Origin of the sequence: Caballeronia insecticola, assembly GCF_000402035.1 — a bacterium.
Lineage (GTDB): Bacteria > Pseudomonadota > Gammaproteobacteria > Burkholderiales > Burkholderiaceae > Caballeronia > Caballeronia insecticola.
The window spans coordinates 131,000-145,392 of record NC_021288.1 but is presented as its reverse complement, the minus strand read 5'-3'; the positions used below and the strand labels follow the sequence as shown (position 1 = coordinate 145,392).

Sequence of the window (14,393 nt, the reverse complement as noted above, 5' to 3'; positions counted from 1 at the left end):
AAACCGTTCAACAGGCGGCGGTTCGGCCTGAACTCCGATGGCGCAGCATGGCGCGTGCTTGTTCAGGTCGATCTCCAGCCGCACGAATAATGGAGAAAGACTGATCATGGCTGCCCTTTGCGAAATTTGTCATGCCCGGCCGGCGGTTGCACAAGTGACCGTCGTGCAGAACGGCCAGCGCAAGTCGATGTCGATTTGCGAATACGACTACCGTCAGTTGATGCGGCATCAAAGCATGCTGAATCCGTTCGACTCGCTGTTGGGCGGCGGCGGCCTGTCGCGTCTGATGGGCGGCCTGCCCGGCGCCGACGACGAAGCGGATGACGACGACATGGTCGCCTCCGTGCCGCGCGAATCCGTCGATGTGACTGATGCCTTCAGCGAGCAAACGATGGAACTGCTGCAACGTGCCGCCGAAAAAGCGCACGAGTTGCAGAAAACGGAGCTCGACACGGAGCAAGTGCTGTACGTTCTCGCCGACACCGATGTCGTGCAGGCGCTCTTCAAGGAACTGAAACTTTCCCCCGACGACATCAAGCGCTATATCGACGAGCACGCGCAAAAAGGCAAAGCCGACGCGGATGCGCCCATCGACAAGATGACGATTTCGCCGCGCTTAAAGAAAGCGTTTCAGTATGCATTCCAGGCCTCGCGCGAACTCGGGCACTCGTATGTCGGTCCCGAGCATGTGCTGATCGGGCTTGCAGCCGTGCCGGATTCCATCGCGGGTGCGTTGCTCAAGAAGTACGGCGTCACGTCCGAGGCGCTGCGTCAGAAGATCGTGAAAGTGGTCGGCAAGGGCGCGGAAGACGGACGCGTCGATACGCCGACGGGCACGCCCACGCTCGACAAGTTCGGCCGCGATCTCACCGCGATGGCGCGTGAAGGCAAGCTCGATCCGGTGCTCGGGCGCGCGCTCGAAATCGAGAACACGATCGAAGTGCTCGCGCGGCGCAAGAAGAACAATCCGGTGCTGATCGGCGAGCCGGGCGTGGGCAAGACCGCGATCGTCGAAGGGCTGGCGCAGCGCATCGTCAACGACGACGTGCCCGAGGACCTGCGCAACAAGCGGCTCATCGAGATCAACCTCAATTCGATGGTCGCGGGCGCGAAGTATCGCGGCGAATTCGAGGAGCGCGCAAAGCAGCTCATCGACGAGATCACCGCGAAGCAAGACGAGTTGATCGTCTTCATCGACGAGCTGCATACGATCGTCGGCGCGGGGCAAGGCGGTGGCGAAGGCGGCCTCGATATCGCCAACGTGCTGAAGCCCGCGCTGGCACGCGGCGAGCTGAGTCTCATCGGCGCGACCACGCTCAACGAGTATCAGAAGTACATCGAAAAGGATGCCGCGCTGGAGCGGCGCTTTCAGCCGGTGCTCGTGCCGGAGCCGACGGTCGAGCAGACCATCGTGATTCTGCGCGGCCTGCGCGACAAACTCGAAGCGCATCATCAGGTGACATTCGCCGACGATGCGTTCGTCGCTGCGGCCGAGCTTTCGGATCGCTATATCACGTCGCGCTTTTTGCCGGACAAGGCCATCGATCTGATCGATCAGGCGGCGGCGCGCGTGCGCATCGGCGCGACTTCGCGGCCGCCCGAGATTCAGGAACTCGAAGCGGAGATCGCGCAGTTGAAGCGCGAACAGGACTACGCTGCGTCGCGCAAGCGTTTCGATGAAGCGAAGAACTTCGAGGAGCGCATCAAGGAGAAGCAGGCGAAGCTCGAAGAGCTGACCGAAGCCTGGCAGCGCAAGACCGGATCGGAGACGCTCGAAGTGACGGTCGCGGCGGTCGCGGAAGTCGTGTCGCGCCTGACCGGCATTCCCGTGACCGAACTCACGCAGGAAGAGCGCCAGAAGCTGCTCGACATGGAGAACAAGCTGCGCGAGCGCGTGGTCGGTCAGGACGAAGCCGTGGTCGCCGTAAGCGATGCCGTGCGCCTGTCGCGCGCGGGCATGGGACAGGCGAACCGGCCGATCGCCACGTTCCTGTTTCTCGGACCGACCGGCGTCGGCAAGACCGAGCTTGCGAAGGCGCTCGCGGAAACCGTGTTCGGCGACGAGCAGGCCGTGATCCGCATCGACATGTCGGAATACATGGAACGGCATGCGGTCGCGCGGCTGATCGGCGCGCCGCCGGGATATGTCGGCTATGACGAGGGCGGCCAGTTGACCGAGCGCGTGCGTCGCCGTCCGTATAGCGTGATCCTGCTCGACGAAATCGAGAAGGCGCATCCCGACGTGAACAACGTGCTGCTGCAAGTGTTCGACGACGGCCGCCTGACCGATGGCAAAGGCCGCGTCGTCGACTTCAGCAACACGATCATCATTGCGACGAGCAATCTGGGCGCGTCCATCATCATGGACAACCTGGAAAAGAGCGACAAGGAGCGCGATACCGAAAAGCAAATGCGCGCCAGGCTCATGGATGTGCTCAAGGGCCACTTCCGTCCGGAGTTTTTGAATCGCATCGATGAAATCATCGTGTTTCATGGGCTTTCGCGCGAAAACATTCGCTCGATCGTCGAGATTCAGATCGACCGCGTCACGCGCACGGCGGCCGCGCAGGACATCACGCTCAAGGTGCAGGACTCGCTCATCGATCATCTTGCCGATGTGGGTTATCGGCCGGAATTCGGCGCGCGCGAACTGAAGCGGCAGATTCGTCAGGAACTTGAGACGCGGCTCGCGAAGGAAATTCTCGGCGACAAGCTCAAGTCCGGCGACACGGTCGATGTGAGCTACGACAAGGACACCGAGAAGGTCGCGTTCAAAAAGATCGAGCCGGAGGCCGAAGCGAAACCCAAAGAAAAGAAAGCGAAGCCCGCGGCGAAGAAGAGCGCGGCGAAGTCGGAAAGCAAGAAGGAATCGGCGAAGAGCGAAAGCTGATCGCGCGATTCAACGGGAGCGCGGCGGCGAACTCAGCCGCCCAGCTCCTGAAACGCGTGACCGTTCGCGTCGAGGCCTTTCAAGATGTCGGGCGACAGCTCGCTTTGCCAGACGTGTCCGGAGAATTGCCACTGTTTGGCGTCGGCGAGATCCGGCAGGCCCGCGCCTTTACGGACGTAGAGCCCGAGCGTGGGCTTGGCGAGGTTGATGTAGAAGTCGAACTCTGCTTGCTGTTGCTGCATGGCGTGCCTCCAGATCGTTCGATGTCGCGGACATGTGATTCAGCATAGTTCACGCAGACGCATCGCGCGCCGCATTGACAATGCGGTTATCCGAAGCGTACGTTTGAAGGCAGCAGGCAACGTCGTCATTAAAACGGGAGCACGATCATGGCCGGTCAATCAAGCGGATTGAGCGATGATTTCATCGCGAAGCAGCGCGAACGTCTCGAAGCGCTGCGGCGCGACTTGCTCGGCGACGAAGCAGGCACCATTGCCGGCGAACGCCAGCAGCAGGAAGCGCGCAGCACCGAAGCCGGAGAACTCGAAGACGATGCGCAACGCATCGCGCAGGACATCACGAACCGCGCGCTGCTCGATGTGAACGACCGGCGCATCAACGACATCCAGCGCGCACTGCAAAAGATCGCGGAAGGCACCTACGGTCTGTCCGACGAAAGCGGCGATCCCATTCCGAAGGCGCGTCTCGAAGTCATGCCCGAAGCCATTCTGACGGTCGAGGAACAGAGCAAGCGCGAAGCGTGACGCATTCTCCGCGCTATTTCGGCACGCCCGCTTCCACCGCCGCGAGATAAGCGGCGAGCGCCCGCTTCACTTCGCGCAGATAACGCTGCGCGAGTTGCACGTCACCCATGGCGGGGCGCAGCTTGATCGCGAGCGCGCCGCCCGCCAGCGCGCGAATCATCTCCACATACAACGCACGCTCGGCGGGCTTCACGCGCGGCATGCGCGCATCGATCACCTTGCGCAGCATGTCCGATTTGCGATTGTTCTTATGGTCATCGTGCGGCATCACGGACATAAGTATCAGGCAGTCCGCGTTCTGCTCGAAGTAGCGAATATGCGGCGTCATGATGCGATCGATCACCGCTTCCGCTGACAACGCTTTCCACGTTCCCGTATCGATCTGCCCGAGTTCGTCTTCGAGTTCGCTCAGCGCCGCGATGTGCCGATCCCACAACGCCGAAAGCAAACTGTCTCGATCTGGAAAAAAGTGATACATCGAGCCGATCGGCGTTTGCGCTCGCCGCGCGACACCGTGCATCGTTACGCCCGCGAGTCCTTTTTCGACGATCAACTCCGCCGTCGCGTCGAGCACGGCTTCGATCCGTGCACGGCCGCGCGCCTGCAACGGCGAACGCGCAACGCCGCCGCGCTCCTGTTCTTGCAATCCGCTTTCAGTATCGAGACGGGGCTTCTTCATGGTGCTTCCTCTCCATTGCGAACCTCGGGTCGAACTAGACGCCACCGTCTAGAATCATGCATACTAGACGACATCGTCTAGTTTGGCGAGTGCATCGCGCGAGTGAATTTCAACGCCGCGCGCCTCGCCGTCCCGCATTCATCGAAGGCTACCGCATGCACGCGGTGGCAGGAAAATTCCGGAGAAATCATGTCAGCAACCGCGCCCGCACGAGGCGATCAACCGGCCGACGCCGCCCGCAGCAAACCATCGCGCAAGCGCGTGCTGATCGCAATCGGCATCGTCGCGGTCGTGGTCGGTGTCGCATGGGGATTTCGCTGGTGGACCGTCGGCCGCTTCATCGAAAGCACCGACGACGCGTATCTCAAAGCCGACAGCGTGACCATCGCGCCGAAGGTGAGCGGCTACATCACCGAAGTCCTCGTCGACGACAATCAGGCCGTCGCAGCGGGCGCACCGCTCGCGCGCCTCGATACGCGGCAGTATCAGGCATCGCTCGATCAGGCCCGCGCCACGCTCGATGCACGCGCCGCCGACATCCAGCACGCCGAAGCCCAGCTGAAGCAGCAGCAGGCCAACGCCGAGCAGGCGAAGGCTCAGGCCGAAGTGTCGCGCCTGAGCCTCGCGCACGCGGAAGACGACGTGACGCGCTATCGTCCGCTCGTCGCGACCGGCGCCGAAACCGCCGAGCGTCTCGCGAGTCTCGTCAGCACGCGCGATCAGGCCCGCGCCACGCTGGCCGCGAATCTCGCCGCCGCCCGTTCCGCCGCAACGCAAATCGGCGCGACCGAGGCGCAGATCGCGCAGGCGCACGCGCAGAACGAAGCGGCGCAGGCGCAGTTGAACAATTCGAAGCTCGATCTGAACGACACCACGCTCGTGAGTCCCGTGGCGGGCCGCGTCGGCGACCGCACCGTGCGCGTTGGCCAGTATGTGCAGCCGGGCACGCGTCTCATGACCGTGGTGCCGGTCGAGGCGCTGTATCTCGAAGCGAACTTCAAGGAGACGCAGGTGGGCCGCATGCGCGTGGGCCAGCCGGCAACGCTCCACGTCGATGCGCTCAAGGGCACCGCGCTGCATGGCGTCGTCGAAAGCTTCGCGCCCGGCACCGGCGCGCAGTTCGCGCTGCTGCCGCCGGAGAACGCGACCGGCAACTTCACGAAGATCGTGCAGCGCGTGCCGGTGCGCATTCGCGTCGATACGGGTCCGGAAACGCGCAAGGTGCTGCTGCCGGGGCTGTCCGTGACGGTCGACATCGACACCAAATCCGCCGACGACGACAGCCATCGCATCGCCGCCGAGAATCGTCATGAGTGAGCCGTACGCACGCGCGAGCGCGACGGACTGGATCGCGGTCACGGCGGGCGCGCTCGGCGCGTTGATGGCCACGCTCGACATCTCGATCACCAACTCCGCGCTGCCGCAGATCCAGGGCGCAATCGGCGCGACCGGCACCGAAGGCACCTGGATTTCAACGGGCTACCTGATGTCGGAGATCGTGATGATCCCGCTCGCCGCGTGGCTCACGCGCGTGTTCGGCCTGCGCAATTTCTTGCTCGGCAATGCAGTGCTCTTCACGCTGTTCTCGGTGATGTGCGGCCTCTCCACCTCGTTGCCGATGATGGTCGCGGGCCGCATCGGCCAGGGCTTCACCGGCGGCGCGATGATCCCGACCGCGCAGACCATCATCCGCACGCGGCTGCCGCGCGAGCAGATGCCCATCGGCATGACGATCTTCGGGCTTATCGTATTGCTCGGGCCGCTGCTCGGTCCGGTGCTCGGCGGCTGGCTCGCCGAGAACATCGCGTGGTCGTGGTGCTTCTTCATCAACCTGCCCGTCGGGATCGCGCTCGCGGCGCTGCTCATCACCGGCCTGCCCACCGACAAGCCGCACTGGGAAGCGTTCTTCAAGGCCGACTGGATCGGCATAGCGGGGCTCGCGATCGGCCTCTCGTCGCTCACGGTCGTGCTCGAAGAAGGCCAGCGCAATCAATGGTTCGAATCGAGCGAGATCATCATGCTGACGTGCATCACCACGTTCGGCATGCTGCTGATCGCGCTCTCGCAGTTCATCGCGAAGCAGCCGATCGTGCGGCTCTCGCTGTTGCGCAACGCGCGTTACGCGAGCGTCATTCTGATCGTCTTCGTGGTCGGCGCGGGGCTTTATTGCGTGGCGTTTCTGCTGCCGCAGTTCCTGAGCATCGTCTCGGGCTATAACGCGCTGCAGTCGGGTTCGATCATGCTCATCTCCGGCGTGCCCGCATTTCTCATCATGCCGATCCTGCCGCGCCTGCTCGGCAAAGTGGATTCGCGCATACTCGTGATCGCGGGCCTGCTGTGCTTCGCGGCGAGCTGCCTGCTCGATATTGCGCTCACGGCGCAAAGCGTCGGCCACGATTTCTACGGCTCGCAAATCCTGCGCGGCTTCGGCCAGATGCTCGCCATGATGCCGCTCAATCAGGCCTCGATGGCCGCGGTCTCGCGCGAGGAATCGGGCGATGCCGCGGGCCTGTACAACATGGCGCGCAATCTCGGCGGCTCGGTGGGCCTGGCGATCATCGGCACGGTGATCGACCGGCGCAACGACTTCCACTCCGCCGCGATCCGCGAGTCGCTCACGGCCAATTCCGTGCTCGGTCAGGAACGCATCGCCGCGAGTGCCGCGAACTTCGCCGCGCAAGGCGGCGACATCGCGCATGCCAAGCTGCAGGCGCTCGGCCAGTTGTCGATGCAGATCGGCCAGCAAGCCGTCGTCATGACCTACTCCGAAACCTTTTATGTGCTGGCGATCGCGCTGCTCGCGTGTCTGCCGCTCGCCCTCTTGCTCAAGACGCCGCGCGCGCAAGCTGGCGACATGTCCTCCGCCGGCCACTGATGTCATGAACGATTCAACGATTTCTCTCCGCGCCCGGCGCGTCACGCGCCTCTTTCCGCTCGCCGTTCTCGCGCTCGCCGCCTGCACGGTCGGACCCGACTATCACGGCGCGCCCGACATCGCGCCCGAAGCGGCAAAAAGCGGCGCTTTCGTGCGCGCGCCGGCGCAAGGCATCGTCGCCACGCACGCGCCCGCCGCGTGGTGGCTCGCGCTGAACGACCCGCAACTGAACACGCTGATCGACGCCGCGCTCGCGCACAATCCCGATCTGAAGATGGCGCAGGCGCGTCTGCGTCAATCGCGCTCGCAACTGCGCGGGCAGCGCGCCAATGAACTGCCGAAGGTGTCGGCGTCGGCGGCGGCGCTGCGCACGCGCTCGCCCGATACGTCGATCTTCGGTTCATCGGGCGATCAGGGCGCGCCGGCATCGAATGGGCGCGGTCCGGTCGATTTCTATACGCTCGGCTTCGATGCTTCCTGGGAAATCGATCTCTTCGGCGGCACGCGCCGCGCAATCGAGGCCGCCTCCGACGAAGCCGATGCCGTGCACGCCGATCTGTCGGATGCGCAGGTGTCGCTCGCGGCGGAAGTGGCATCGGCGTATATCGATCTGCGCGATCAGCAGCAGCGGCTCGCGCTTGCCGAGCGCACCGCCGACTATCAGCAGCAGATGCTCACGCTCACCGAGCAGCGCCGCGCGCGCGGCACGGCGGCACAGGTCGATGTCGAACGCCTGACGACGCAGGTCGACACCACGCGTGCGACGCTCGTGCCGCTGCAGGCGCAGATCACCGACTCGCTGGATCAGCTCGCCGTGCTGACGGGCCGCGCGCCCGGCGCACTCGATGCCGAACTCGCCACGCGCGCGCCGCTGCCTGCGCTGCCGGCGTCGGTTGCAATCGGCGATCCGGCGACGATGCTGCAACAGCGTCCCGATATCCGCGCGGCCGAACGGCGGCTTGCGTCGAGCAATGCGCAGATCGGCCAGCATATCGCCGACTATTTTCCTAAGGTGTCGCTGCTCGGCGATATTGGCTTCTCGGCGGCGGACCCCGGCCATCTGCTGCGCAAGCAGAATTTCTCGTGGCTGGGCGTGCCGTATCTGCAATGGAATCTATTCGATTTCGGCCGCACGGCCGCGAGCGTGGATGCCGCCGAAGCCTCGCGCGACGAAGCCGAAGCGCGCTATGAAAAGACCGTGCTCGCCGCGCTCAAGGACGCGAACTCGTCGCTCTCGCGTTACGGCAACCAGCGCGAACATGTGGTGCGCCTGCAGGAAGTGCAGGCGTCGGCGGAACGCTCGGCGACGCTCGTGCGTCAACGCTACACGGCGGGCGTGTCGACGCTCATCGATCTGCTCGATGCGCAGCGCACGCAGTTCGCCGCGCAACAGGACGTGGTGGCCGCGCAAGGCGAGTTGCTGAGGGATTTCGTGTCGCTGCAGAAGAGTCTCGGCCTCGGCTGGCAACAGGCGGGCGACGCCAGCAATGCAATCGGCGCGGCGCGCGGCTCGTAAGCCGCGTCATGCGCCGCGCGTGCCTTAGTTGTCGAACGTGCCGCGATACTCGGCGGCCGCGTCGGCGCGGGTGTTGATCTCGAACATCACGCCGCCCGGCGCGCGGCAGAAAAAGCGCGAACCGCGGCCGTTGTTGAAGACGCCCGTCTCCATCTCCACGCCTTCGGACGCGAAGCGCTCATACAGCGTGTGCACTTCATCGAGCGCCGGCAATTCGAAGCCGACGTGAAAGGCCCGCGGCCACTCGGGCGTGTCGGCGTGGTGATCGATCACTACGTCGAAACCCGGGCGCTTCAGGATATACGACTGCTCCCACGTACCCGCGATGGTAAAGCCGAGATACCGCTCGAAGAAGCGGGCGGTCGCGGGCGTGTCGGCGGAAGGAAAGCTGAGGTGGTTGAGCTTCATGCTTTGAATCGAGTCGGTCATCGTCTGTCTCTCGTTCACAGTGGGCGCGGCCCCATGCCGTATTCGCCCGATGACGTTCAGAATATAAGCAAAAGCTCACATTCACTACTCGCTTTGCGGATGCTGCCGGTACGCGTCGAAACGCCTTGCAGAAAGGGGTTTTCGACGATTTCAGCCGACTCGATCACACAGCGTTGCTCACTTTTTGGTCCGCGCGATCACGCGGCGCCGCTTCTCGCCAGATAGCCGAAAACCGCCGCGCGCACGCGTCGTTCGAGATCGTCGAGATCGCGTTCGCCGCGCTCGCCGGCGGCATCGACCATGCCCCGGACGATGGCGAACAGATCGCCCGATGCCGTCTCGGGCCGCGCGTGCTTCGGTGCCGCGCGCCTGACGACCGTCGTAATCAGCTCCTCCATCGCGGTGGTGTTCACCTCGCCGCGTAACGCAGGCCGTCCTTCCGCGATATCGAGCAGGCGCGCCAGCATCGGACGCTGCAACTGCTGGCGCACCGCCGCACCGATCAGATATTCGAGCGCGGCCCGGCCGCTGCGCTTGCCGAGCGCGATCAGCGCGTCGTCGTAAAAGCGCGCGGTTTCGCGGCGGATCAGCGCCACGGTCAGCGCATCCTTGCCCGGAAAGTACTGATACAACGAACCGATGCTGACGCCTGCGCGCCGCGCGACCGCATTCGTGTTGAAGCCTTCGAAACCCTCGGTTTCGAGGACTTGCGCCGCCGCCTCGACGATGGACGCCACCGTGGCCTCCGAACGCGACTGCGCGGGTGTCTTTCGAGGCCGATAAGGTTTATGCGGCGGCCGCTGGCTCATGCTTCATCTCCTGACGAAAACCTGCGCGATTGTACAAAGCGCGTACAAAGCAGCCCGTCCGAGCACGGTTCGGAATGACCTGCTAACCTCGCCAGAATCAATCGTATCGACGCAGGAGCGTGACAACATGAGCGAAACTTTCGAGTACGTGCCGCCCGCCGTGTGGACCTGGAACAAGGAAAACGGCGGACAGTTCGCCAACATCAATCGCCCGATTTCCGGGCCGACGCACGACAAGACTTTGCCTGTCGGACGGCATCCGCTGCAGCTTTATTCGCAGGGCACGCCGAACGGCGTGAAGGTCACTGTGATGCTCGAAGAACTGCTCGCGCTCGGCCACACGGGCGCCGAGTACGATGCATGGCTCATCCGCATCGGCGAGGGCGATCAGTTCGGCAGCGGCTTCGTCGACGTGAATCCGAACTCGAAGATTCCCGCGCTCGTCGATCGCAGCGGCGCCGAGCCGGTGCGCGTGTTCGAATCGGGCGCAATTCTGCTTTATCTCGCGGAAAAGTTCGGGGCGCTCGTGCCGACCGAGCCGGCCAGGCGCGCCGAAGTGCTCTCGTGGCTGTTCTGGCAGATGGGCAGCGCGCCTTATCTCGGCGGCGGTTTCGGGCATTTTTATGCGTATGCGCCGAGCAAGATGGAATATCCGATCGACCGTTTCACGATGGAAGTGAAGCGCCAGCTCGACGTCCTCGACAAGCGTCTCGCGGACCATCGCTATATTGCGGGCGACGAATACACCATCGCCGATATCGCGATCTGGCCGTGGTACGGCGGCCTCGTGAAAGGCTGGCTGTACGGCGCGGCCGAATTTCTTTCGGTGCAGGAATACACGCACGTACGGCGCTGGGCGGAAGAAATCGGCGCGCGTCCCGCCGCGCGGCGCGGCCGCATGGTCAACCGGACCGCCGGCGACCCCGCGAGTCAGTTGCACGAGCGCCACGACGCCTCCGACTTCGACACACGCACGCAAGACAAGCTGAGCGCGGACCGGTAACGCATCGCCCGGCGCGCGTCCGATGGAACTCCGTCATCTGCGCTACTTCATCGCCGTTGCCGAAATGCGCAGCGTGCGTGCGGCGTCCGAGCATCTGCACGTCACGCAGCCGGCCATCTCGCGGCAGATTCAGGACCTGGAAGATGCCATCGGCGCGACGCTGTTCGAGCGCACGCCGCGCGGCCTGAAACTCACCGCAGCGGGGAGCGCCTATCTCGGCGAAGCGCGCGACATCCTCGCGCGCGTGGATGCCGCGAACCGGCTCGCCCACCGCATCGCGTCGGGCGTGCATGGGCGGCTGCGTGTGGGTTTCGTCGAGAACGCGTCGTGGAGCGGGCTGGTGCTGTCGGCGCTCAACGCGTTTCAGCAGGCAGCCGGCGACGTTGCGCTCGAATTGCAGCCGATGAACACGCCGGAGCAACTCGACGCCATTGCCGCCGAACGGCTCGACGGCGGCTTTTGCTATCGCTTCGGCGCGTGGCCGGATGGCTTCGCGAGTCTGCCGCTTCTGGAACAGGGCGTCGTGCTGGCCGTGCCCGAGCACAGCGCGCTCGGCAAGCATGGGCCTGTGAGCGCGCGCGATTTGTCGGGCACGCCGTTCATCGCGTTTCCGCGCCACGTGTACGCGGCCTACTACGACCGTCTCATCTCCGCCTGCGCCGAACGCGGGCTCACGCTCGACATCCGCCAGGAAGCGTCCACCGAAACCGCGATTCTCTCGCTCGTCGCGGCGGGCGTCGGCGCGGCGCTCGTCAATGCGGCCAATCGCGAGCGTCCGCCTGCGCGCGTGCGTTTCGTCGACGTGCACGATCTCGACGTGCGTCTGCCGCTGGAATTCTGCTTCATCGATCGGCACGGCAACGCGGCGTTGCAACGCTTCATCGATCTGCTGAAAGCGCACAGCCAGCCACCCGCGTGATGCCTGCAAGGCATCGGCCGCCGCAGAAAACGGCATTGGCCACGCGGAGGATCGTCGGCAATAGTGGAATCGTCCTCACTCGATCCGCTATCCGCTCATGTCCACGTCCGCTTCGCTCATCGCGACCGATATCGACTACGAACGCGCCGGCTTTCAGACCGGCACGCTACGTCTGCCGTATTCCCACGACCGTTCTGCCTACGGTCACATTCCGATTCCGCTCGCCGTCCTGAATGCCGGCGACGGCCCCACCGTGCTGCTCACAGGCGGCAATCACGGCGACGAATACGAAGGCCCCGTCGCGCTGATGAAGCTGATGCAGCGCCTGCCCACGCTCGCGATTCGCGGCCGCCTGATCGTCATTCCGGCACTCAATTTTCCGGCGTTTCTGAACGGCACGCGGACTTCGCCCATCGACAGCGGCAATCTCAACCGGCTCTTTCCCGGCGCGCGCCACGGAAAACCGACCGAGATGATCGCGCATTACGTCGAGACCGAACTGCTGCCGCGCGCGGATATCGTGTTCGACTTTCATGCGGGCGGCGCATCGTTCGACCATGCGCCGACGTTGCTCGCCTCGCCGCCGCCCGCAAGCGATCCCGCACGGCGCGCGCGTTATCTCGATCTCATGCGCGCATTCGGCGCACCGAACACGATGGTCATGGATCTGCTCGGCGAAGACCGCACGTTCGCGGCGGCGGCGGAGCGGCACGGCACGCTGTTTCTGTGCGGCGAGTTCGGCGGCCACGCGGGCTGCGACGCGGGCAATCTCGCGATCGTCGAACGCGGCTTGCAGCGTGTGTTGCAGCAGCTCGGCGTGGTGCCGGACGAAGACCTCGCGGCGCCGCCGCGCACGCGCACGCTGCGCGTCGAGGGCGCGCGGCACTACGTCTATGCGCCGCACGCGGGCGTCTTCGAGCCCGCCTTTTCGCTCGACGACGACGTGCGCGCGGGCCAGCTCGCCGGGCGGCTCTTCGATCCGCACGAGCCGTGGCGCGCGCCGCGCGAGATCGCGTTCGGCGGCGATGGCCGCGTGATGTGCGCGCGCACCTTCGCGCGCGTCGAAGCCGGCGACTGCATCGCGCTGCTCGCGGCCGAAACCTCTCTCGACTGATCACGAAGGAGCTCGCATGGGCGCTTATCCCGTACCTTCGCCGCAGGGCGATGCCGCGCACGCACACGCAGACGCATCCACACACGCGAATGCGTTCCCCGACGTGCGTCATCCGACGTATATCGTGCTGCTGTTCTTCACCTGTTTCGCGTTCTCGTATCTGGACCGGCAGATCGTCAGCATTCTCGTGCAGCCGATCAAGCTCACGCTCGCACTGAGCGATACGCAGATCGGTCTTCTGCAAGGCTTCTCGTTCACGATGTGCTATGCGACCGCGGGCGTGTTCATCGCGCGTCGCGTGGACCGCGCCAACCGCGTGAAGCTGATCGCCGCCTGCGTCGCGATCTGGGCCGTCTCGACGGCGCTGTGCGGCTTCGCGACGAACTTCGCCGAACTGCTCGCCGCGCGCGCCGGGACCGCCGTCGCGGAGGCGGCGCTGAGTCCCGCCGCGTTGTCGATCTTCAGCGATATCTTTCCGCCGCGCAAAGTCACGCGGGCGAGCAGCGTCTTTATGCTCGGGCCGTATATCGGCGGCGGACTCGCGCTGTTCGGCGGCGGCGTGCTGCTTTCGGCGACGGGCGGCGGCGCTGGCGCATGGCTCGCGGCGCATGGTTTCGCGCCGTGGCAGGCCGTGTTCGTGCTGGTCGGCGCGCCGGGGCTCGTGCTGGCGGCGCTCGTCGCCGCGACGGTGCGCGAGCCCGCGCGACGCGAAACCGGTGTGGCGTCCGTCGATCAGACGCTGCCGCCGCTGCGCGAAGTGCTCGCCGAACTGTTCGTGCGCAATCGCTTCTGCGCGCCTTACTTCGCCGCCTATGTCGCGCTGATCACGCTGTTCTACTCGCACGCGGCATGGTTTCCGACGCTGCTCATGCGCCATTTCCATCTCGCGCCCGCCGAGGTCGGCAAGATGGCCGCGCCTGCGTACATGATCGGCGGCGTGCTGGGCGTGGCCGCCGCGGGCATGCTGGCGGCGCGCGTCACCGACGAACGCGCGCTGCAAAAGGTGCTCGCGCTCTCGACCTGTGCCGTCGCCGCGCTCGTGCCCGCCGCAATCGCGATGCCGCTCGTCGCCGACAGCACGCTCGCGATCCTGCTCTACGGCCTGTGCGCGCTGGCGGCGAGTGTCGCGATGGCGCTCGCGCCCGTGCCGCTGCAAATTGCCGTGCCGAACCGCATGCGCGGGCGCTCGCTGGCGCTGCTCGTGTTCATGACGAACGCGATCAGCGGCGGCGTCGGTCCGCTCGCGGTAGGCTTCCTGAACGAGCATCTCGGCGGCGGCCACGCGGGGCTCGGCACGGCGCTGGCCATCGTCGGCGGCGGATCGGCGCTCGCGAGCGCGCTGCTCTATGCACGCGCGACGCGGCGCGTCCCGTCCACTCGCAAGGAGATCTGAGC

Annotated in this window: 13 protein-coding genes; 9 read left to right on the top strand and 4 right to left on the bottom strand. The window is 65.1% G+C overall.

The genetic code is table 11. The annotated features are described in order from the left end of the window. The first annotated feature begins 106 nt into the window (after positions 1–106). Positions 107–2,890 carry an ATP-dependent Clp protease ATP-binding subunit gene (locus tag BRPE64_RS21395; protein ID WP_044043007.1) on the top strand — a complete coding sequence of 928 codons (2,784 nt, stop codon included), beginning with the start codon at positions 107–109 and terminating at the stop codon, positions 2,888–2,890. A gap of 32 nt (positions 2,891–2,922) precedes the next feature. Here the strand turns inward: BRPE64_RS21395 and BRPE64_RS21390 are convergent, their stop codons facing one another. Continuing rightward, positions 2,923–3,132 carry a hypothetical protein gene (locus BRPE64_RS21390; protein ID WP_016346937.1) on the bottom strand — a complete coding sequence of 70 codons (210 nt, stop codon included), beginning with the start codon at positions 3,130–3,132 and terminating at the stop codon, positions 2,923–2,925. Between the two features lie 147 nt (positions 3,133–3,279). Here BRPE64_RS21390 and BRPE64_RS21385 point away from each other — a divergent pair, with 147 nt between their 5' ends. Beyond that, on the top strand, positions 3,280–3,654 hold the full coding sequence (locus tag BRPE64_RS21385) for a TraR/DksA family transcriptional regulator (RefSeq protein WP_016346936.1): 375 nt from the start codon (positions 3,280–3,282) through the stop codon (positions 3,652–3,654). A gap of 13 nt (positions 3,655–3,667) precedes the next feature. Here the strand turns inward: BRPE64_RS21385 and BRPE64_RS21380 are convergent, their stop codons facing one another. After that, on the bottom strand, positions 3,668–4,333 hold the full coding sequence (locus BRPE64_RS21380) for a TetR/AcrR family transcriptional regulator (protein WP_016346935.1): 666 nt from the start codon (positions 4,331–4,333) through the stop codon (positions 3,668–3,670). Between the two features lie 189 nt (positions 4,334–4,522). Between BRPE64_RS21380 and BRPE64_RS21375 the strand changes: the two genes are divergently transcribed. Genes BRPE64_RS21375 through BRPE64_RS21365 form a run of 3 tightly spaced genes read left to right on the top strand, consistent with a single transcriptional unit; the run spans position 4,523 to position 8,724 of the window. Next, the gene (locus tag BRPE64_RS21375; protein ID WP_044043004.1) at positions 4,523–5,650 is read left to right on the top strand and encodes an HlyD family secretion protein; all 1,128 of its coding nucleotides are present in this window, start codon (positions 4,523–4,525) and stop codon (positions 5,648–5,650) included. Further along, a complete protein-coding gene (locus BRPE64_RS21370; protein ID WP_016346933.1) occupies positions 5,643–7,208 on the top strand; it encodes an MDR family MFS transporter in 1,566 nt (521 codons plus the stop codon). The genes BRPE64_RS21375 and BRPE64_RS21370 overlap by 8 nt, the downstream gene beginning before the upstream one ends. Before the next feature lie 4 nt (positions 7,209–7,212). Continuing rightward, positions 7,213–8,724 (top strand): efflux transporter outer membrane subunit, encoded by a 1,512-nt coding sequence (locus tag BRPE64_RS21365; RefSeq protein ID WP_016346932.1) that lies wholly within the window; start codon positions 7,213–7,215, stop codon positions 8,722–8,724. Between the two features lie 24 nt (positions 8,725–8,748). Here the strand turns inward: BRPE64_RS21365 and BRPE64_RS21360 are convergent, their stop codons facing one another. Both BRPE64_RS21360 and BRPE64_RS21355 read right to left on the bottom strand, forming a co-directional pair. Next, positions 8,749–9,153, bottom strand: a complete 405-nt coding sequence (locus BRPE64_RS21360) for a VOC family protein (RefSeq protein ID WP_173405474.1) — start codon at positions 9,151–9,153, stop codon at positions 8,749–8,751. Positions 9,154–9,350: 197 nt separating this feature from the next. Beyond that, positions 9,351–9,962, bottom strand: coding sequence for a TetR/AcrR family transcriptional regulator (locus BRPE64_RS21355; protein ID WP_044042833.1), 612 nt, complete (start codon positions 9,960–9,962; stop codon positions 9,351–9,353). A gap of 127 nt (positions 9,963–10,089) precedes the next feature. On the opposite strand from BRPE64_RS21355, the gene yghU reads away from it, so the two are divergent. The 4 genes from yghU to BRPE64_RS21335 all read left to right on the top strand — a co-directional run bounded on the left by yghU (position 10,090) and on the right by BRPE64_RS21335 (position 14,391). After that, on the top strand, positions 10,090–10,965 hold the full coding sequence (gene yghU, locus BRPE64_RS21350; RefSeq protein WP_044042832.1) for a glutathione-dependent disulfide-bond oxidoreductase: 876 nt from the start codon (positions 10,090–10,092) through the stop codon (positions 10,963–10,965). A gap of 22 nt (positions 10,966–10,987) precedes the next feature. Further along, positions 10,988–11,884, top strand: a complete 897-nt coding sequence (locus BRPE64_RS21345; protein WP_016346928.1) for a LysR family transcriptional regulator — start codon at positions 10,988–10,990, stop codon at positions 11,882–11,884. Between the two features lie 97 nt (positions 11,885–11,981). Continuing rightward, entirely contained in the window at positions 11,982–12,998 is a 1,017-nt protein-coding gene (locus tag BRPE64_RS21340) for a succinylglutamate desuccinylase/aspartoacylase family protein (RefSeq protein WP_016346927.1), read from the top strand. 16 nt (positions 12,999–13,014) lie between these two features. After that, complete coding sequence (locus BRPE64_RS21335) at positions 13,015–14,391, top strand: MFS transporter (RefSeq protein ID WP_016346926.1); 1,377 nt, start codon at positions 13,015–13,017, stop codon at positions 14,389–14,391. The last annotated feature ends 2 nt before the right edge of the window (positions 14,392–14,393 follow it).